We start from the raw sequence: 17,807 nt of genomic DNA, 5'->3' as shown, positions 1-17,807 counted from the left end.
ATCATGTCGCCGAGATTACGCCCGCCGCCAGCAGACCCATGATGATCGCGCCGAGCGCGATGCGGTAGCCGACGAACCAGTACAGCGAATGCCGTGCGACGAAACGCAGCAGCCAAGCCACCGACGCGTAGCCGACCACGAACGCCAGCACTGTGGCTACCAGCAGCTGCGGCCCGCTGGCGTTGAGGCCCTCACCTGCGGGTTCGAACGCGTCGGGCAGGCTGAACAGGCCCGAGGCGGTCACCGCGGGGATGGCGAGCAGGAACGAAAACCGCACGGCCGCTTCGCGCTCCAAGCCCAGGAACAGGCCCGCGGTCGAGGTCGCTCCCGAGCGTGAGACCCCGGGGATCAAAGCCAGGGACTGCGCGAAACCCATGGCCAGGCCGTCGCGGGTGGTGAGTTGCTCGATCGAGCGTTCCTTGCGGCCGAAGTACTCACCGGCCGCGATGACCAGGGCGAAGAAGATCAGCATGAACGACACCAGCCACAGGTTGCGGGCGCCGGTGCGGATCTGGTCCTTGAACACGAACCCCAGCACGCCGATCGGGATGGTGGCGATGATCACATACCAGCCGATGCGATAGTCGAGGTCGCGCTGGGCCCGCTGGTCCAGAACGCGCGTGTGGTCGGCGGTGATGACCGGAAGTTTCGTGGTGGGCTGATCGTGCAGCGGGAGCTCCTGGCGGCCGCGCGCGCTCAGCTGCTCGCGCAGACCCGCGAACCAGGCCAACACGATCCGCCAGATGTCCTTGGCGAAGTACACCAGCACCGCGGCCTCGGTGCCCAGCTGGGTGACCGCGGTGAACGAGGCGCCCGCATCTTCGCCGAAGAAGACCGACGACACGATGCGCAGATGCGCCGAGGAGGAGATCGGCAGAAACTCCGTGAGCCCCTGCACCAGACCCAGCACCAAGGCCTGCACCCAGGTCATCGACTCACCGATCACGAACCATCCTCCACTTGAAATACCTGTTGCTACCTGCGCATTGGTGCGGCGGTCGGTCGAGTCTGCGTGACCGCCGTCCCAATCACGCAGCGACAGTACAGTGTCGAGGCCGCCGTAGCGTGCCCGGCCGTGGTGCTGCCGCCGCTGCCCGGGTTCGCGAGGGTGGCGCGGTTTCCCCGCTCACCGAAGTGCGCGACCCACTGTGCTGGTGGGCGCCGAGTCGCGTATCCACACTCTAGGCTTGGCGCCGTGACGAAAGCGCGGACACGGTGATGGAACAGCGGACGGTGGGCCGCAGCGGCCTGCGGGTGTCGCGGATGGGCCTGGCGACCCATACCTGGGGTTCGCACACCGACGCCGAGGACGCCGCGGGGCAGCTGGTGGCGTTCGTCGAGGCGGGCGGCACGCTGGTGGACACCTCCCCCGCCTACGCGGGCGGCGCCGCGCAGCGGATCCTCGCCGAGCTGCTCGGCGATCTGGTCTCGCGCGATGACGTGGTGCTCAGCGGGTGCGCCGGCATCGCGCCGTGGGAGTTCTCCGCCGCGGGAGTGCCGGGAGCGGTGCAGGTCACCGTGGACACCTCGCGGCGGGCGCTGCTGCGGCAACTGGATCGCACGCTGCTGGAATTCGGCACCGATCACCTGGACATCTGGAATGTCGGGGTCTGGGATCCGCGGACGCCGCTCGAGGAGGTCGCCTCGACGTTGGAGCAGGCGGTGCGATCGGGCCGGGTCCGCTACGCGGGGGTGCGCGGGTTCGGGGCCTGGCAGCTGGCCAGCCTGGCCGCGGTCGCGCCGGTGACCGCGGCGCAGACTCCGTATTCGCTGCTGGCGCGGGGCGCGGAGGCCGATGTCGTGCCGGCCGCGCGGTATCACGGAGTCGGGGTGATCGCCTCGGCGCCGCTGGCGGGCGGCATCCTGACCGGTAAGTACCGCGACGGTGTTCCCGCCGATTCGCGGGGCGCCGACGAGGCGACCGCGGCGGAGATCCGCAACGGTCTCGACGACCGCGCCACCCGGGTGGTGGATGCGCTGGTGACCGCCGCGGACGGGTTGGGTACCTCGCCGCTGGCGGTGGCGCTGGCCTGGATCCGCGACCGGCCGGGCATCGCGAGCATGATCGTCGGCGCCCGCGACATCGGGCAGCTCACCGGCGTGCTGGCCGCCGAGACGTTGGAACTGCCGCGGGCGATCGCGGCCGCCTTGGACGACGTCAGTGCACGCGCCGAGTGACACAGATTAGCCTTGCCTGCATGAGCACTGCAGCGACCGGGGGTGGGCGTGGAAACCGAGTCCGGACCGGGTGGTGGCGTGGCGTCCTGGCCCTGCTCGCGGTGAGCCTGCTGGCCGGGTCGGTCGCCTGTGGCGCCGATGCCGGTTCCTCGCACGGTGGGCACGGCCCGACGACGGCGACGCTGCCGGATCTGGATCCGGTGCCGATCGGGCCGGAGCCCACGCCGGCGCTGCCGGTGACGGTGCGTTCGTTCGACGGCGCGGAGGTCACCGTGACCGACGCCTCCCGCATCATCGCCGTGGACCGCTACGGCACCCTCGCCCAGATCGTGTACGCGCTCGGGCTGGGGCCGAAACTGGTGGGGCGCAGTACCTCGGCGGCGTTTCCCGCGGTGCGGGAGGTGCCCAATGTGGCAGGCGGCAACGGGTCGCTGAACATCGAGTCGGTGCTGGCGCTGCGGCCGTCGGTGTTCTTGACCGACACCACCAGCGCCGCGCCCGCGGTGCGCGAACAGCTGCGCGCGGCCGGTGTCACCGTCGTCTACTTCGACCCGGAGCGCACGATGGACGGGGTGGTGCCGCAGATCGAGGCGGTCGCGGGCGCGTTGGGTGTGCCCGAACGTGGGCAGGCGCTGGCGCAGCGCACCCGCGACGAGATCACGGCCGCCAGTGCCGCGGTGCCCGCCCAGGATCCGCAGCTGACCATCGCTTTCCTGTACCTGCGTTCCACCGCCATCACCATGCTCGCGGGCCCGGGGTCGGGCGCGGACGCGTTGATCGCGGCGCTGCACGCGCGGGACGCGGGCACCGTGGCCGGGTTGAGCGAGCCGTTCACCGCGATCACCAGTGAGGCGATGATCGGCGCGGCACCGGATGTGCTGCTGGTGATGTCGGATGGGCTGAAATCCGTCGGCGGTGTCGAGGGGCTGCAGAAGGTGCCCGGCATCGCGCAGACCCCGGCCGGGCGGGACCGGCGGGTGGTGGACATGTCCGATGCGGTGCTGCTGAGTTTCGGGCCCAACACCGGGCGGGTGATCGCGGCGCTGAGCGCGGCGGTGTACGGCACCGGGCACGCATGAGCCTGTCGCAGACCGAGGCGGCGCGGCCGGTGACGCCTGTGCCGAGGTCGCGCAGCCGTTCGCGGCTGGTGCTGGTGTTCGCGGTCGCGCTGGCGGGACTGGTGGCGCTGGCGCTGGCGTCGGCGGCGATCGGGCAGGTGCCGACGACGCCAGCCGAGGTGGCGGGCAGCGTGCTGCACCGGATCGGGCTGGAGATCGGGCCGATGCCCGCGCATCCCTCGGGTGAGGTGACGCTGTGGCAGGTGCGGTTCCCGCGGGTGGTGCTGGCGGTGCTGGTCGGTGCGGCGCTGGCGACAGCGGGTGCGTTGTTGCAGGGTGTGTTCGCCAATCCGCTGGCCGAGCCCGGTGTGATCGGTGTGTCGGCGGGTGCCGCGGTCGGTGCGGGCACGGTCATCGTGCTGGGCGGGGCGTTCGTCGCGGCGTGGTCGGTGGCCGCGGCGGCGTTCGTCGCGGGGCTGGCGACCACGCTGCTGGTGTATTTGCTGGCGCGCTCCGGCGGCCGCACCGAGGTCGTCACGCTCGTGCTCACCGGTGTGGCGATCAACGCCTTCGCGGGCGGGTTGATCGCGCTGCTGCTGTTCGTCGCCTCTCCCGCGGCGCGCGACCAGATCGTGTTCTGGCAGCTGGGCTCGCTCAACGGGGCCAGGTGGGAATCGGTGGGGGTGGTGGCGCCGCTGACCGCGGTCGGTGTCGCCGCGGCGGTGCTGCTGGCGCCGCGACTGGATCTGCTGGCGCTCGGAGAATCCGCGGCCCGGCATCTCGGTGTCGACGTGGAGCGGCTGCGCCGTAACGTAATCGTCGTGGTCGCGGTCCTGGCCACCGCCGGTGTCGCGTTCACCGGCATCATCCTGTTCGTCGGGCTCATCGTCCCGCACCTGGTGCGGATGCTGGTCGGTCCCGCCCACCGGGTGCTGATCCCGCTGAGCGCCATCGTCGGCGCGGTGGTGCTGCTGGCCGCCGACGTCACCGCCCGGTCCCTGGTCGACAACGCCGACCTCCCCCTCGGCATGCTCACCTCCCTGATCGGCGGCCCCGTCTTCTTCTGGCTGCTGCGCCGCACCCGAGCCCGCTCCGGAGGCTGGGCATGACCTCCTGTTTCGTTCGTCGAGCGGCACATGGTCGTGGCGAACGCCGAGAAGAACTCTCGATGGTGTGCCACTGGTGGCCGGGAGGTGTGGGGTGAGCTTGTTGCGGACGGTGCACGAGGTGCCGGGGTGGCCGCAGAAGGGGGATGCGACGGTGCGGGCGGTGGGGGTGAGTGTGCAGCGCAGGGGTGGCGGGCAGGCGCGGTTGGTGCTCGAGGGTGTCGATTTCGAGGCGGTTGCGGGGCAGGTCGTGGCTTTGGTCGGGCCGAATGGGGCGGGTAAGTCGACGCTGCTGGCCGCGTTGGCCGGGGAGTTGGGGCTCAGCGCGGGGGCGGTCGAGCTCGACGGGCAGCCGTTGTCGCATTGGACGACGCTGGACATGGCCCGGCGGCGGGCGGTGCTGCCGCAGACGCACACTGTCGGCTTTCCCTTCACCGCGCGCGAAGTGGTGGCGATGGGCCGCGCGCCCTGGGTGCGCACCGAACGCCGCGAACACGACGAAAAACAGATCGCCGCGGCGATGGCCGCCACCGACGTCGAACACCTCGCCGCCCGGTCGTTCCCGACCCTCTCCGGCGGTGAACGCGCCCGAGTCGCGCTGGCGCGGGTATTGGCGCAGGACACCGCCACGCTGCTGCTGGACGAGCCCACCGCGGCACTGGACCTCGGGCATCAGGAAGCCGTGCTGCGCCTGGCCGCCGCCCGCGCCGCCGAAGGCGCCGCCGTGGTGGTCGTCCTGCACGATCTCGGTATCGCAGCCGCCTACGCCGACCGCGTCGCGGTACTCGACGCGGGTCGCATCGCCGCCGACGGGCCACCCCGCGACGTGCTCACCACCGAACTGCTCACGCGCGTCTACCAGCACCCGGTGGAAGTGCTCGACCATCCGGTGACGGGGGCGCAGCTGGTCCTGCCCGTACGCCGCTGAACTCGAGCCACTCCGGTGGCCGCCGCCGACATCGCCGGCGGCCGGGGTATCGGGCATTGCGGCCAGTTGTCGACCGCCGCCACCGCGCTGCGGACTATCACGTCGCGATGGGCTCTGGCCATCAGTGCCTGGCTGTCATGGACCGGCCGCCGCCATGACTCAACAGCGGTCGATGGAGTGCATCACGCCAGCAGGCCCCGGTCGGGCATGTCCGCTGTTCTCCGCACATTCCCGCCAGTCCCAACCCTGGAAATAAGGCTCGGCGTTCTCGAGGCCGCCGCAGCGCCGCACTGTCGATACTCGGGAGCACACGAAGTGCCGCCGCTCAGCCACCACCGCGGCATCGCCGTTCGTGGTGGTGATGGAGGCTGTCGCCCCGCCGGACGGGCGTTATCGCCAGATCAGCTTCAAAACCGCAGGTGTCAGTAGCAGGCGGATGACGGTGGCGTCCAGGACCAGCGCGGCGATCATGCCGTAGGCGATGTATTTCATCAGCACCAGATCCGAGAACCCGAACGCGCCGGTCACCACGATGAGGATCGCGGCGGCGGAGGTGATCACGCCGCCGGTGTGGGCGATGCCGTAGCGGATCGCCTCGGGCGCGTCCGCGCCGGCGTCGCGGGCCTCCGACACTCGTGACAGCAGGAACACCTCGTAGTCGGTGGACAGCCCGAACACCACCGTCACGATCAGCGCTAGCACCGCGAACATCAACGGTCCCGGAGTGAAGTGGAAGATCCCCGCACCGTGACCTTGCACGAACATCCAGGTCAGCATGCCGAGTGTGGATACGAGGCTGAGCGCGCTCATCACCACCGCCTTCAGCGCGAGCACCAGCGACCGGAACGCCGCGTACATCAGCGCCAGCGCCGCCGCGACGAGCAGGGCCAGCAGTGTCGGCAGGCCGTCGAGCAGTCCGTTGATGCTGTCGCGTTCCAGCGCGGGCACACCGGCGACCATCACTTGCACACCGGGTGGTTCGGGAATGGCGCGCAGTGCGGCGATCACCTGGTCGGCGTCGCGTTTGTCGGCCAATCCGGCGGCGAGCACGTTGATGCCGTCCTTGGTGGGCGCCGCGGGCTCGAAGCGTCCGGTCAGGCCGGGGATGTGGTTGGCGGCGTAGCGGATGTCGCTGAGCTGCTGCGGGTCGGCGCCGACCACCACCAGTTTCAGTGGTTCGGTGCGGAAGCTGGGAAACAGGTCGTCGAACCGTTCCTGCGCCACCCGAGCCGGGTTGTCGTCGGAGAGGTAGCGTTCGCTGAGCCCGCCGAATTCGATGTGCCGTATCGGGACGGCCAGCGCGAGCAGCGCGAGCACGATCGGCACGGCCACCGCCCACGGTCTGCGCATCGCCCACAGCGCCAGACGGGAGAAGAATCCGGCATCGATCTGGGCTTCGGTCTTGCTGCGGGAGAACCGTTTCCAGCCCAGGAAGTCGATGCGGCGCCCGGCTATGCTCAATGCCGCGGGCAACGCGGTCACCGACAGCAGTGCCGCCAGCAGGACCGAGCTGATGCCGCCCAGCGGCACCGAGCGCAGCACCCCGTTGGGGAAGATGAACAGCGCGCCGAGGCTGAGGGCGATGATCGCGGCCGAGAACAGCACGGTGCGCCCGGCGGTGGCGACGGTGCGGGCGGTGGCCTCCTCGACGGTGTGGCCGGCGGCGAGTTCCTCCCGGAAGCGGGTGACGGTGAACAGCCCGTAGTCGATCGCCAATCCCAGACTGACCAGGGTCATCACGGCGCTGGCGAAGACGTTGACGTCGATGTGGTCGGTCAGCAGCCGCAGCCCGCCCTGGGTGCCCAGGATCGTCATGCCGCCGATGAGCACCGGCAGCAGCGCCCCGATGACGCCGCCGAACACGAAATACAGCAGGATCGCCACCAGCGGCAGGGCGATCATCTCCGCGCGTTTGATGTCGCGCTGCATACCGGTGTTGATGCCTTCGACGATCGGCTGCAACCCGGCCAGTTGCACGGTGGTGCCGCCCGGCCCGCCGCCCGCGCGTCCGGCGCCGAGATGCTCCTTGATCGCCGCGTAGTTCTCCACCGTCGCGGTGCCCGAGCCGCGCAAGCCGACGCTGGCGAAGGCGTGGGTGCGGGTGGCGTCGGTGGCCTGGGCGGAGAACGGGCTGTCCCAGTAGCTGTCGATCTTCTGGATGCGGTCGGGGTAGGTGGCCAGCAGTCCGGCGAGCTGCCGGGTGACCGGGCCGCGTACGGCCGGGTCGTCGACGGTGGCGCCGTCGGGGGCGGTGTAGAGCAGGATCAGGTCGCTGTCGGTGTCGCGGCCGAAGGTGCGGTCGGCCAGTTCGGCGGCGGCCACCGATTCGCTGCTCTCGTCGAACCAGCCCTCCTGGGTCAGCCGACCGGACAGGTCGCGGCCGTACCAGCCGGAGACGAGCACGAACAGTACGAAGAAGGCCAGGACGAGGTAGCGGTTGCGGTGGACGAACCGTCCCCACCGCAGTGATCCGGAACGGCGCATCGCGTCGCGTGCCCGGTCAGCCGCAGGCCGGGGTGCGGTAGTCGGCCGAGCGCAGGATGCCGCACAGGTCGGTGCGGGAGATCTTCCACTTGCCGTCGATGAGCACGAAGTGCACGACCGTGGTGCGGACCGCGGCGCCGGTGCCGTCCTTGTCCAGGCGCATGGTGGCGGTCAGGGTGCCGTCGTGGTTGTCGAACACCGGGTCGGTGACGCCGTAGACGGCGCGCGGGTTGTCCTGCAGCGCCTTGTACATGTCGGGGATGGCTTGGCGGAAGGAGTCGCCGTCCTCGATGAGGGCGGTGCGTTCGCTGTCGGGCAGCGCCGGGTCCAGTGCCCGCTTGATCTGGGCGTCCAGTTCGGCGGCGGTCGGCAGCGGCGGGTGCGCGGCGCTGGAGGAGACGGCGATCGAGGACGACAGCGACGCGTTCGCCGACGAGCGGGCCGCGTCGACCGCGGCATCGTCGGTTCCGCTGTCGCACGCTGCGGCCGGCGCGGCCAGCAGTAGAACGGCCGCGGTGAGCGCGGTCCGGGCGAGTCGTGTGCGGGTCATCACTTCCTACATACCTTCGATGACGGAGCTGATCCGTCCGAGTAGGGCACGCACGGTCGTGACGTCCCGTTGCGCGGCGGTGTCGATCGTCGCGGTGTCGGGGATCATATCCCGCACCAGCGCGGCGACACTGCGCTCGTCGTCGAGGTCGATGTCGGTAACCGTGGCTTCGGCGACCGCGAGCACATCCTCCGGGCCGGGGACGGCCTCGTCCAGACCGCGGCGGTAGATCTCCAGCCTCAGCGTGGCGCGGACGGTGCGGAAGGCGAACGGATGCCCGTCGGCGGTGGTCCCGAACCCGTGCGCGTACGCGCCGACGGTGATGTCGTCGATAACGAATCCCGACGGATGGTCGGCTTTCAACCCGGATCTCCCTATATCGGACGGTGTGGTCTCCACCGTAACGCCGGGCACCGACATTCCGCTCGAGCCGACACCCCGGTCGGTCGGTTGGTTGCGCCATCATGGTCAGATGGTGAGATAGCGGAAGATTCGTCGGTAGAAGGAGTTCGGTGGATGCGCCCTCGCGGCTCGGTCGTCTCGGCATTCGCGGGTGCGGCGGTGCTGGTGCTGCTGGCCGGCTGCTCCGGTGCGGGCGGTCCCGACCTGCCGACCAGGGATCCGGCCACGGCCGCGGTCGCGCCCGCGGTGACCACGCCGCCCGCGGGCCGGGTATTTCCCGCCGGTCCGATCGCCGCGCTGGAAGCCGACTCCGGCAGTAGGTTGCTGGCCGCGCTGGACGGCGCCGTCCTCACCGTCGTCGACCCGGCCGCCGCCCAGCCGGTGGTGCGCACGGTGACCCTGCCCGATCGCGCGAGCGGTCTCACCCCGGGCAGGCCCGGTGAGATGCTGGCGGCCGCGCCGGGCCGGGTGCTGCGGGTGGATCTCGCCTCCGGCGCGGTCACCGCGGTCGCCGTCGACGGCGACGCGCGGTCGGTACGCGCCCGCGACGACGGCGGGTTGCTGGTCGGCACCGCCGACGGCCGGGTGCTCGAGCTGACGCCCGGCGGTGAGGTGACCCACACCGTGTCCGGGCTGGTCTCGGCCGACGAACTCGCCGAAGCCGACGGCAAGCTGACGGTGCTCGACCGGCATCAGACCGCGATCTTCGAAGTCGACCTGGGCAAGAAACGCCCCGGATTGGCGTTGCGGGCCGGGGACGGGGCCACCGAACTGATCGGTGACGCCCGCGGCCGGTTCGTGGTCACCGACACCGCCGGTGGCGAGCTGCTGGTCTACACTGCCGGACCGCTCGTGCTGCGCCAGCGTTTCCCGGTAGGATCTTCGCCTTACGCACTCGCCTACGATCAGCGGTCGGACACCGTGTGGATGACGTGCACGCAGCGCAACGAGGTCGTCGGATTCGACCTGTCGACTGGTATACCGAAGGAAGTGGGCCGCTACGCCACCGTCCGGCAACCGAACTCGGTGGCTGTCGAGCAAGGCACCGGTGATCTGTTCGTAGGGTCCGCGACCGGCGACGGTCTGCAACGGATCGGTGCGGACGATCGGAAGAGAGGGCACTGATGGCTCGGACACCACGCGCGGGCGACGATACCGCGGCATCTGTTGATCCGGCAGCACACCGGGGGCGCGGGCGCGCGCTGCCCGCGGGCTGGGAAACCTCGAGCGACGACTACGAATACGTGCCGCTGCGGCTGCCACCGGATGTCACGCGGGTGACCGCGTCCATGCGGCTGGCGATCCAGGCAGAGTTCGGTGGCTGGGAACTCTCGCGGGTGCGGGCCTACACCGACGGCAGCAGGCGGGTGCTGCTGCGGCGGCGAAAATCCGCACTACTACCCCAGCCCGAACCCGGAATGTGAGCCGATGTACGCCCTGCTACTGCGACTGATGTTCCTGGTCGCGCCGGAACGCGCCCACCACCTCGTCTTCGCGGTCATCCGCTTCGCCGCATGGGTCGCGCCGCTGCGCTGGGCGATGAGCAAGGTGCTCGTCGCCCGCGATCCGATCCTGCGCGTCGAAGCGTTCGGGGTCGAGTTCCCCGCGCCGCTCGGTTTGGCCGCCGGTTTCGACAAGAACGCCGACGGCGTCGATGCCTGGGCCCCGCTGGGGTTCGGTTTCGCCGAGATCGGCACCGTCACCGCCCAGGCGCAGCCGGGCAATCCCGCGCCGCGGCTGTTCCGGCTGCCCGCCGACCGGGCGCTGATCAACCGGATGGGTTTCAACAACGACGGCGCCGCCGCGGCCGCAGACCGGCTGCGCGCACGGCGCGGCGTGGTGCCGATCGGCGCGAACATCGGCAAGACGAAGATCGTCGAACCGGAGGCCGCGGCCGCGGACTACGCCACCAGCGCCGCGCTGCTGGGGCCGCTGGCCGATTTCGTCGTGGTCAACGTCAGCTCGCCCAACACGCCGGGTCTGCGTGATCTGCAGGCGGTCGAATCGCTGCGCCCGCTGCTGCGGGCGGTTCTGGACAGTGTGCGGGTGCCGGTGCTGGTGAAGATCGCGCCGGATCTGTCCGACGAGGACATCGACGCGGTGGCCGACCTGGCCGTCGAACTCGGCCTGGCGGGCATCGTGGCCACCAACACCACCATCCGGCGTGACGGACTGCGCACCGACGCTGCCGAGGTGGACGCCATGGGCGCGGGCGGCCTGTCCGGTCCGCCGGTCGCCGACCGTTCGCTCGAGGTGCTGCGGCGGCTGTACCGGCGTGTCGGCGACCGGCTGGTGTTGATCTCGGTCGGCGGCATCGAAACCGTCGACCAGGCGTGGGAACGCATTCTCGCCGGTGCGACGCTGTTGCAGGGCTACACCGGGTTCATCTACGGCGGCCCGTTCTGGATGCGCAGGATCCACCGGGGCCTGGCGCAGCGGTTGCGCGCCGGGGGGTACGCCGGCCTCGGTGAGGCCGTCGGCGCGGAGCACAAAGCGCACGCCTGAACCCGCGGGTCTCAGCCGGGCACGAACGGCGGTTCGGGTGTGCGGGCGCGCCGGGGCCGTGGACCACGCCCCGGCGGCGCCGGATCTCCCTTCGGCCCCAGTTCCTGGCCCAGACGCGCGGCCATTCGCTTCGCCAGCAGGATCACCGCGTGATCGCGCAGGATGCCCAGCTGGTCGGCGTAGACCTCGACGCGGGCCTGGGTCATGCGGTCGTGCACGAGGTGCGGGTCGCTGAGCAGTTCGTCCAGCCGCATGCCGGCCAGCGCCTGACTGTGGGTCAGCCGCCGGTCCGGTAGCCAGCTCAGCCGCCAGCCGTCGGTCGCGTCGGTGTCACGGCAGGCCGATTCCGGGGTTATGTCACTGGTCATCGTCCATTCGGTGGTGTGGATGGTCATCGCTGTCTCCGGTGCAACAGGTGGAGTGAGGCCGGCTCCAGGGTGCTGAGTTCGATGATCACGAATGCCTCCAGTCGTGCATCCGCTGGTGCGGCGTTGTGGCGTGCCGCACCGTGGTTTCTGCCGGTTGGGCGGGCACGATGCTTGTGTGCCCGGGCCGATGACGTCCGCTGCCCGGCCGGGTGGACCAGGGGGTAGCTCGCAGGTGTGCGGCACCCGGCGCACCACGTGGTTCGTGGGGTGCGGCTGGGCGTCGAGGGGGGTGTGGGAGTTCCGGTCGGCGCGAATGTGGACGCCGTTCGGTCCGGCCGGGCCGCGTAGCGGCGGGGCTGCGGGGGCGGGCCGATTGCGGGGCGCGGTCTGCGTGCCGGCGCGCCGGGGCGGCGCGGGCGATGACCGGTGCGTTGTCGCGCGGAGTGCCCGGCGGCTGGTTCAGTCCATCACCGGCTTCGGCACCAGCTCGGTATCCGCTCCGGCGGGGCGGTGTTGCCGCCGCCGCCGAGACTGCCGTATCTGAAGGATCATTCTCATCACCAGCCCTCCCGATGCCTGGTGGTGCGATGGGGATCGCCATATCCAGTGTGACATTTGCCGTTCCCCGGGCGCAATTGCCGTTGTAATTTGGTAATTGACAATTTGCCCGCTGGCTAAATCCCGATTTGCGTGGCCAACATGCGCGCGAGGCCGCGGCGTCGCGCCGAAGAGGAGGGTGGCATCGCCATGGTCCCGCAGGATTCGGGGATGGTTGCCGTTCGCAATATCCTCACCCGGCTGTGCAAACGGTCCGGCTTGAGCTCGGATCGGTTGCGCAGCACCGAAATCGACGTACTGCCCCTGCTGGATCTGCTGGCCGTGCGGCAGTACGCGCGGCGCGCGGGCGTCGACCGGGAAGAAGCGGTGCTGCCGCTGGTGCGCGACCTGGCCCGCAGTTTGGAGCCCGCCCACCGGCTCGTCGTCGATGCGGAGCTGGCACTGGGGCTGCTGCGCGAAAACCCGCCCGCCGGTATCGATCCCGACCGACTCTACGCCGCGGACCTGGGCGAACGACGCGAATATCTCGCCGCGCACTGGGCGGCGCTGCACGAAGCCGTTGGGGTGCAGCCGATTCCGGACACGCTGACGGTGCGGTCCCTGCGCGGGGCCCCCGAACGCCGCGCGTTCACCGAACTGGCCGCGCAGCTGGCCACGGCCTCGGTGTTCGACGGAGCGCACGTGGTCGACTTCGCCACCTCCGCGGAAGCCGTTGTCGCCGAACCGGATCCGGTGGATCCCCGCGGTGTGGTCACCGTGATCGGCGACGCGGTCATCGACCACTTGTACGCGGTCGATCGTATTCCCGGGCCCGGCGGCACCACGCGCGGCGGCTACGGGGAACATCCTGGCGGCAAGGGGCTCACGCGCGCGGTCGCGGCCGCCCGGCTCGGGCTGCGGGTGCGGCTGATCTCGGCGGTCGGCGACGACGACGCGGGCGACCGCATCCTGGAATACCTGCGCAGCGAACGCGTCGACACCGAACTGGTCAAGGTGGTGCCCTACGCGCCGACGCCGGTAACGGCGGTGATCGTGGCGGGCACCGGCGCGGCGAGCACGATCGGCTGCAAGGACGAGCGAATACGGTTGAGCGCCCAGGACTTGCGCAGCGACGCGATCCGCTCGGCGCTCGCCACGTCGGATGCGGTGCTGCTGACCTTCGAGCAACCCACCGGGGTGATCGAGCAGATCATGGCGGAGTTGGGCAGGCTGCCGCGACGGCCGCTGGTGGTCGTGCATCCGGCGCCGCGGCTGGATCGCCCGCAGTATCTGTATCAGCATCTCGGTGTGGTGGACTACCTCGTCGGCGGCGACAAGGACCTGCAGGCGCTGGCGATGGCCGACGGCGCCGCGTCGTGCGGGGACCAGACCGCCACACGGCTGCGCGCACTGGGTGCGGGAGCGGTGTGCGCGATCAAGGATTTCCGGTGTGCGGTGTGGTCGGAGCAGGTCAGCGATCGTTTTCAGCCGTTCCCGACGGCGCTGGACGACTCGGTCGGCGCTCACGCTGCCTTCTCCGCTGCCCTGGTATATCGTCTCGTTTCGACGCGCCGCCCCGCCGCACGCAACGACTACGTCTGGGCGACCGCCGCAATGGTGGCGACGCAATCGATCGGGGACGTCCCCGGGGCAATGCCACTGGTGAGTGAGGTCGAGCGAATTTTCAGACTCGCTACGGAGGAGCATTGACCAACGTTGTGGATCCTGCCGACACCGAGCATCGGTTCCGTCGCAATGGGCATGATCTGCGAGTTCGGGTGGTGGAGTTGAACGGGGACGGTGAGCGGGGGCACCTGCTGCTGTTCGGCACGGTCGCCGACGGTTGCCTGGTCCGGGTGCACTCGCGCTGCCTGTACGGGGAGGCGCTGCGGTCGCAGGATTGCGACTGCGGGCCGGAGCTGGACAAGGCGCTGGATCTCATCCAGGCCGCGGGTTCAGGGGTGCTGGTCTACCTGGAACAGGAGGGCCGCGGGGCGGGGCTGATCGTCAAGGCGCTGGGCTACCGCGAGAGCGAGCGTTCCGGCACGGACACCTTCACCAGCTACGAAAACCTCGGCTACCCGGCCGATGCCCGCACCTACGTGGCCACCGCACGTGCGCTGGCCGATCTCGGACTGCGTTCGGTGCAGCTGCTGACGAACAATCCCGCCAAAGTCGAAGCACTGCGGCAGGAAGGGTTGCAGGTCACCGCGGTGCCGCTGCGCACGAGGGCGCTGAGCGAGCGTGCCCGCGAGTATCTGGAAGCCAAGCGCACCCGGCGCAAGCACTGGATACCGACCGATGCGGTGCCGTGGGCGCTCGAGGAGAGCGACGGTGGCTGTCACGAGCCGTCGGCCGTCGACCCGGTCGTGATCACCCCTGGTGAGAAACTGCGTTCGCGTCCGGGGCCCGGGTCCGCGCCGGATCTGATCGGTGCCTGAAGGATTGTTGAAGTTCGGCCACCACGATTCCCACCTCTGGCTACGATGAGTGAGCCGCGCCACACGTGGCGCGCCGACTCGTGAGAGACTGACAATGCATTCGCCGCATCATGTCAGGGTTCGAGTCTCGGATCGGGCGTCGGCGATACCGGCGGCCGGTTCACCCCAGCGATATCGGGAACAGGGATATGACGACAACAGAAATCGGATACGCGCACCAATCGGGCAAAACGGTGTACACCGTCCCCGCCGCATTCCAGGAAACCGCGCGGCTGCGCCCCGACCAGATCGCATTGCGCAAGGTGGGCGGCACGCAGGAGTACACCTGGCGCGACTACGCCGATCGGGTGCGCTCGATCGCCGCGGGCCTGGCCGGTCTGGGCCTCGGCCACGGCGACACGGTCGGCATCATGCTCACCAACCGCCCCGAGTTCAATCTCGTCGACACCGCCGCTTTGCACCTGGGCGCCACCCCGTTCTCCATCTACAACACCAGCTCCCCCGAACAGATCACCCATCTGTTCACCAACGCGGGCAACAAGGTCGTGGTGACCGAACAGGTGTTCCTCGACCGGATCACCGCCGCCGGGGTGCCGGTCGAGCACATCATCATGGTCGACGGACCCGCCGAAGGCGCCATCACCCTGGAAGAGGTGGAAGCCGCACCCGCCGCCGACTTCGATTTCGACGCCGCCTGGCAAGCCGTCGGCGCCGACGACCTGGCCACCCTGATCTACACCTCCGGCACCACCGGCCCGTCCAAGGGCGTGGAGATCACCCACCGCAACGTGCTCGCCCAGATCATCGCCCTGGTCAACGGCCCGCTGCAGGTCGGCCTGGACGACCGCGCGGTGTCCTACCTGCCCGCCGCGCACGTCGCCGACCGGATCTCCGGCCACGCGATCAACCTGCTCACCGGCATCCAGATCACCACCGTGCCCGACCCGCGCGAGGTCGCCGCCGCCCTGCCCGACGCCCGCCCGACCATCTTCTTCGGCGTTCCGCGCGTCTGGCAGAAGATCAAGGCAGGCGTCGAGGGCAAACTCGCCGAAGAGCCGAGCCCGGTGAAGAAGGCGCTGGCCAACTGGGCGATCACCACCGGAATCGCCGCCGCCCGCGCCGATCTGGCCGGCAAAGGCCGCGGGCCGCTGCTGAGTGCGCAGCACAGGATCGCCGAGACGCTGGTGCTGTCCAAGCTGCGCCACGCCCTCGGCCTGGATCAGCTGCGCGTCGCCTCCTCCGGGGCCGCCCCCATCCCGCCGGAGACCCTGGAATACTTCCTGGGCCTCGGCTTCACCGTCAGCGAGGTGTGGGGCATGTCGGAGACCACCGGCGTGGGCACCTTCACCGAACTGGACAAGCCCCGCCCCGGTTCGGTCGGGCGCGCGGTGGACGGCATGGAGCTGCGGCTGGACGCCGACGGCGAGGTGCTGGTGCGCGGACCGATCGTCACCCGTGGCTACCGCAACATGCCCGACAAGACCGCCGAAGCCATCGATTCCGACGGCTGGCTGCACACCGGCGACATCGGCACCCTCGACGCCGACGGCTACCTGCGGATCGTGGATCGTAAGAAGGAACTGATCATCAACGAGGCGGGCAAGAACATCGCCCCCACCAACATCGAGAACTCGGTGAAGGCCGCCTCCTCGCTGGTCGGTCAAGCCGTCGCCATCGGCGACGCCAAGCCCTACATCGCCGCCCTGATCGTGCTCGACCCCGACGTCGCCGCGATCCGCGCCAAGGAACTCGACGCCACCGGCGAGGACATCGCCACCCTGGCCACCCGCCGCCAGATCATCGATGAGGTGCTCGCAGCGGTCCAGGCCGGCAACGCCAAACTCTCGCGCGTGGAACAGATCAAACGCTTCACCATCCTCGGCGCCGTCTGGGAGCCCGGCGGCGACGAACTCACCCCGAAGATGTCGCTCAAGCGCGCCCCCATCGCGGCCAAATACCAGGCCGACATCGAGGCGCTCTACGCCAAAGAGCCCTCCGACCGGGTGATCAGCGTCAAGTAAGCTCGCCGGAAAAGACTGCGGCCCCGAGCATTACGCCCGGGGCCGCAGTCGAAACCAATCCGCAATCGGGGGCCGACCACACTGTGAGCCGCTGGCAGGGCGGACGGCTTATCGGTCGCGGGCTACTCCGCGTGAGCGGTCTTGTCCTTGTCCGGTGCCGCCCCGCTCCACGCGCGGCGCATGACCAGGCAACTGCTCCACCGCCGCTTGCGGGTGAGTTGGCTGCCCCAACCACAGAAGTCTCTCCACCTCGGACAGAAGCCCCTTTTCGTCCAACTCCCTGAACGCCGCGTTCCGCGCCTCGTCTCGGGCCCTGATCGCAGCTTCCCGTTCCTTCTCGGCTGCCGCGCGGGCCTCGGCTGCGGCACGCTCCACACCGGCCGCCTCTCGGGCCGCTTGTTCCCCAACGTCAGCGGCCTCACGCTGCGGAAACTGGTTGGGCACCGGGAATTCCCGCGCCACCCGTTCGGCGGCCTCACGCTCAACCCGCGCACGCTCGGTTTCCGGCGTTCGGCGCCCCTGCCTGGCGCGCTCGGCTTGCTCTCGGGCCTGCCGGTCGCGTTCGACCTGCTGCGGGGCTTCCACACGACCACGCGCGACGCCTTCCCGGAACCGCAACATCTTCCGGAACGTTTCGCCACGCTGTCGCGCCTTCGCCAGCTCCGCGATCTTGTCCTGCCGCTTCGCCTTCTCCTGCCGCCGCTGCTGGCGGGCCTTCTCGCCGACACCGGGCAATTCGAGCTGCTGGCCCTGCTCCAACGCGCGCCCTCGAGCCCAGATCTCGCGGGCATCGGCTCGCGCTATGACTTGGTGCGTGAACTGATCCGGGAAGTCCCGGATCAATCCGACAATGAGTTCCTGCGCTTCCCTCGAGATCGACTCACCTTGGACGGACCGCAACACATGCTGGTGATTCTTATTCTTATCCAGAAGCTCTCGTACCGCTCTGAGTTGCTTTTCGTCTTTCTCCCCCCGGATTCTGCCCGACTTTTCTTCGATGGTGAAGATGAGGCCGCGAGCTTCCTTGATCTTGTCGAATTGAATTCTATCTTTCCCGACTTCGTAAGTTCGGGAATGGATGACGTATCCATTATCGCGATCGCGGAAGAATCGATCGGCACCATTTTCGAAGATCCGGCCACGCTCATTGCTATCGAATCCGTTGCGATCACTGTCGTAACCGTCGCCAGGCAAGACCCGCCCCCAAACTTACGAAGCAAGCGTTAATT

General features: G+C 69.6%; 16 protein-coding genes. 11 read left to right on the top strand and 5 right to left on the bottom strand.

The features are described from left to right. Position 1 precedes the first annotated feature (1 nt). Entirely contained in the window at positions 2 to 931 is a 930-nt protein-coding gene (locus tag ON19_RS15525) for an undecaprenyl-diphosphate phosphatase (RefSeq protein WP_043692145.1), read from the bottom strand. Between the two features lie 287 nt (positions 932 to 1,218). Between ON19_RS15525 and ON19_RS15520 the strand changes: the two genes are divergently transcribed. The 4 genes from ON19_RS15520 to ON19_RS15505 all read left to right on the top strand — a co-directional run bounded on the left by ON19_RS15520 (position 1,219) and on the right by ON19_RS15505 (position 5,270). Beyond that, complete coding sequence (locus ON19_RS15520; RefSeq protein WP_043692142.1) at positions 1,219 to 2,178, top strand: aldo/keto reductase; 960 nt, start codon at positions 1,219 to 1,221, stop codon at positions 2,176 to 2,178. Positions 2,179 to 2,198: 20 nt separating this feature from the next. Then, complete coding sequence (locus ON19_RS15515; protein WP_051168920.1) at positions 2,199 to 3,257, top strand: heme/hemin ABC transporter substrate-binding protein; 1,059 nt, start codon at positions 2,199 to 2,201, stop codon at positions 3,255 to 3,257. Then, positions 3,254 to 4,345 carry a FecCD family ABC transporter permease gene (locus ON19_RS15510; RefSeq protein WP_051168919.1) on the top strand — a complete coding sequence of 364 codons (1,092 nt, stop codon included), beginning with the start codon at positions 3,254 to 3,256 and terminating at the stop codon, positions 4,343 to 4,345. The genes ON19_RS15515 and ON19_RS15510 overlap by 4 nt, the downstream gene beginning before the upstream one ends. 91 nt (positions 4,346 to 4,436) lie before the next feature. Beyond that, a complete protein-coding gene (locus ON19_RS15505; protein ID WP_043692139.1) occupies positions 4,437 to 5,270 on the top strand; it encodes a heme ABC transporter ATP-binding protein in 834 nt (277 codons plus the stop codon). Between the two features lie 390 nt (positions 5,271 to 5,660). Here the strand turns inward: ON19_RS15505 and ON19_RS15500 are convergent, their stop codons facing one another. From ON19_RS15500 to ON19_RS15490, 3 genes are read right to left on the bottom strand one after another with little or no spacing between them, the layout of a single operon-like run. Next, on the bottom strand, positions 5,661 to 7,754 hold the full coding sequence (locus ON19_RS15500; protein ID WP_043692136.1) for an MMPL family transporter: 2,094 nt from the start codon (positions 7,752 to 7,754) through the stop codon (positions 5,661 to 5,663). Between the two features lie 16 nt (positions 7,755 to 7,770). Beyond that, the gene (locus ON19_RS15495) at positions 7,771 to 8,304 is read right to left on the bottom strand and encodes a WKL family lipoprotein (protein ID WP_043692133.1); all 534 of its coding nucleotides are present in this window, start codon (positions 8,302 to 8,304) and stop codon (positions 7,771 to 7,773) included. Positions 8,305 to 8,310: 6 nt separating this feature from the next. Next, entirely contained in the window at positions 8,311 to 8,718 is a 408-nt protein-coding gene (locus tag ON19_RS15490) for a hypothetical protein (protein ID WP_227954809.1), read from the bottom strand. 102 nt (positions 8,719 to 8,820) lie between these two features. On the opposite strand from ON19_RS15490, the gene ON19_RS15485 reads away from it, so the two are divergent. From ON19_RS15485 to ON19_RS15475, 3 genes are read left to right on the top strand one after another with little or no spacing between them, the layout of a single operon-like run. After that, positions 8,821 to 9,831, top strand: a complete 1,011-nt coding sequence (locus tag ON19_RS15485; protein ID WP_043692129.1) for an SMP-30/gluconolactonase/LRE family protein — start codon at positions 8,821 to 8,823, stop codon at positions 9,829 to 9,831. Continuing rightward, positions 9,831 to 10,130 carry a DUF5703 family protein gene (locus ON19_RS44525; protein ID WP_228782492.1) on the top strand — a complete coding sequence of 100 codons (300 nt, stop codon included), beginning with the start codon at positions 9,831 to 9,833 and terminating at the stop codon, positions 10,128 to 10,130. Before ON19_RS15485 ends, ON19_RS44525 begins: the two co-directional genes overlap by 1 nt. Before the next feature lie 4 nt (positions 10,131 to 10,134). Further along, positions 10,135 to 11,211, top strand: a complete 1,077-nt coding sequence (locus tag ON19_RS15475; protein ID WP_043692125.1) for a quinone-dependent dihydroorotate dehydrogenase — start codon at positions 10,135 to 10,137, stop codon at positions 11,209 to 11,211. An 11-nt stretch (positions 11,212 to 11,222) separates the two neighbouring features. On the opposite strand, the gene ON19_RS15470 is transcribed toward ON19_RS15475, so the two are convergent. Then, positions 11,223 to 11,606: a hypothetical protein gene (locus ON19_RS15470; protein WP_043692120.1), complete on the bottom strand. Its 384-nt coding sequence runs from the start codon at positions 11,604 to 11,606 to the stop codon at positions 11,223 to 11,225. Positions 11,607 to 12,278: 672 nt separating this feature from the next. On the opposite strand from ON19_RS15470, the gene ON19_RS15465 reads away from it, so the two are divergent. The 4 genes from ON19_RS15465 to ON19_RS41915 all read left to right on the top strand — a co-directional run bounded on the left by ON19_RS15465 (position 12,279) and on the right by ON19_RS41915 (position 17,805). After that, a complete protein-coding gene (locus ON19_RS15465; RefSeq protein WP_227954808.1) occupies positions 12,279 to 13,826 on the top strand; it encodes a carbohydrate kinase family protein in 1,548 nt (515 codons plus the stop codon). Further along, complete coding sequence (locus ON19_RS15460) at positions 13,823 to 14,557, top strand: GTP cyclohydrolase II (RefSeq protein WP_083899404.1); 735 nt, start codon at positions 13,823 to 13,825, stop codon at positions 14,555 to 14,557. The genes ON19_RS15465 and ON19_RS15460 overlap by 4 nt, the downstream gene beginning before the upstream one ends. Before the next feature lie 188 nt (positions 14,558 to 14,745). Next, positions 14,746 to 16,578 carry an AMP-dependent synthetase/ligase gene (locus ON19_RS15455; protein ID WP_043692117.1) on the top strand — a complete coding sequence of 611 codons (1,833 nt, stop codon included), beginning with the start codon at positions 14,746 to 14,748 and terminating at the stop codon, positions 16,576 to 16,578. 180 nt (positions 16,579 to 16,758) lie between these two features. Next, positions 16,759 to 17,805 carry a hypothetical protein gene (locus ON19_RS41915; protein ID WP_157229721.1) on the top strand — a complete coding sequence of 349 codons (1,047 nt, stop codon included), beginning with the start codon at positions 16,759 to 16,761 and terminating at the stop codon, positions 17,803 to 17,805. The last annotated feature ends 2 nt before the right edge of the window (positions 17,806 to 17,807 follow it).

Source organism: Nocardia abscessus NBRC 100374 (assembly GCF_000308455.1).
Classification (GTDB): Bacteria; Actinomycetota; Actinomycetes; order Mycobacteriales; family Mycobacteriaceae; genus Nocardia; species Nocardia abscessus.
This window is presented reverse-complemented; position numbering and strand designations above follow the sequence as displayed.

Bases quoted from the DNA above. Each gene is read 5' to 3' on its own strand.
- ON19_RS15525 (WP_043692145.1), bottom strand. From the start codon at position 931: ATGACCTGGGTGCAGGCCTTGGTGCTGGGTCTGGTGCAGGGGCTCACG.
- ON19_RS15520 (WP_043692142.1), top strand. From the start codon at position 1,219: ATGGAACAGCGGACGGTGGGCCGCAGCGGCCTGCGGGTGTCGCGGATG.
- ON19_RS15515 (WP_051168920.1), top strand. From the start codon at position 2,199: ATGAGCACTGCAGCGACCGGGGGTGGGCGTGGAAACCGAGTCCGGACC.
- ON19_RS15510 (WP_051168919.1), top strand. From the start codon at position 3,254: ATGAGCCTGTCGCAGACCGAGGCGGCGCGGCCGGTGACGCCTGTGCCG.
- ON19_RS15500 (WP_043692136.1), bottom strand. From the start codon at position 7,754: ATGCGCCGTTCCGGATCACTGCGGTGGGGACGGTTCGTCCACCGCAAC.
- ON19_RS15495 (WP_043692133.1), bottom strand. From the start codon at position 8,304: ATGACCCGCACACGACTCGCCCGGACCGCGCTCACCGCGGCCGTTCTA.
- ON19_RS15485 (WP_043692129.1), top strand. From the start codon at position 8,821: ATGCGCCCTCGCGGCTCGGTCGTCTCGGCATTCGCGGGTGCGGCGGTG.
- ON19_RS44525 (WP_228782492.1), top strand. From the start codon at position 9,831: ATGGCTCGGACACCACGCGCGGGCGACGATACCGCGGCATCTGTTGAT.
- ON19_RS15475 (WP_043692125.1), top strand. From the start codon at position 10,135: ATGTACGCCCTGCTACTGCGACTGATGTTCCTGGTCGCGCCGGAACGC.
- ON19_RS15470 (WP_043692120.1), bottom strand. From the start codon at position 11,606: ATGACCATCCACACCACCGAATGGACGATGACCAGTGACATAACCCCG.
- ON19_RS15465 (WP_227954808.1), top strand. From the start codon at position 12,279: ATGCGCGCGAGGCCGCGGCGTCGCGCCGAAGAGGAGGGTGGCATCGCC.
- ON19_RS15455 (WP_043692117.1), top strand. From the start codon at position 14,746: ATGACGACAACAGAAATCGGATACGCGCACCAATCGGGCAAAACGGTG.
- ON19_RS41915 (WP_157229721.1), top strand. From the start codon at position 16,759: ATGACCAGGCAACTGCTCCACCGCCGCTTGCGGGTGAGTTGGCTGCCC.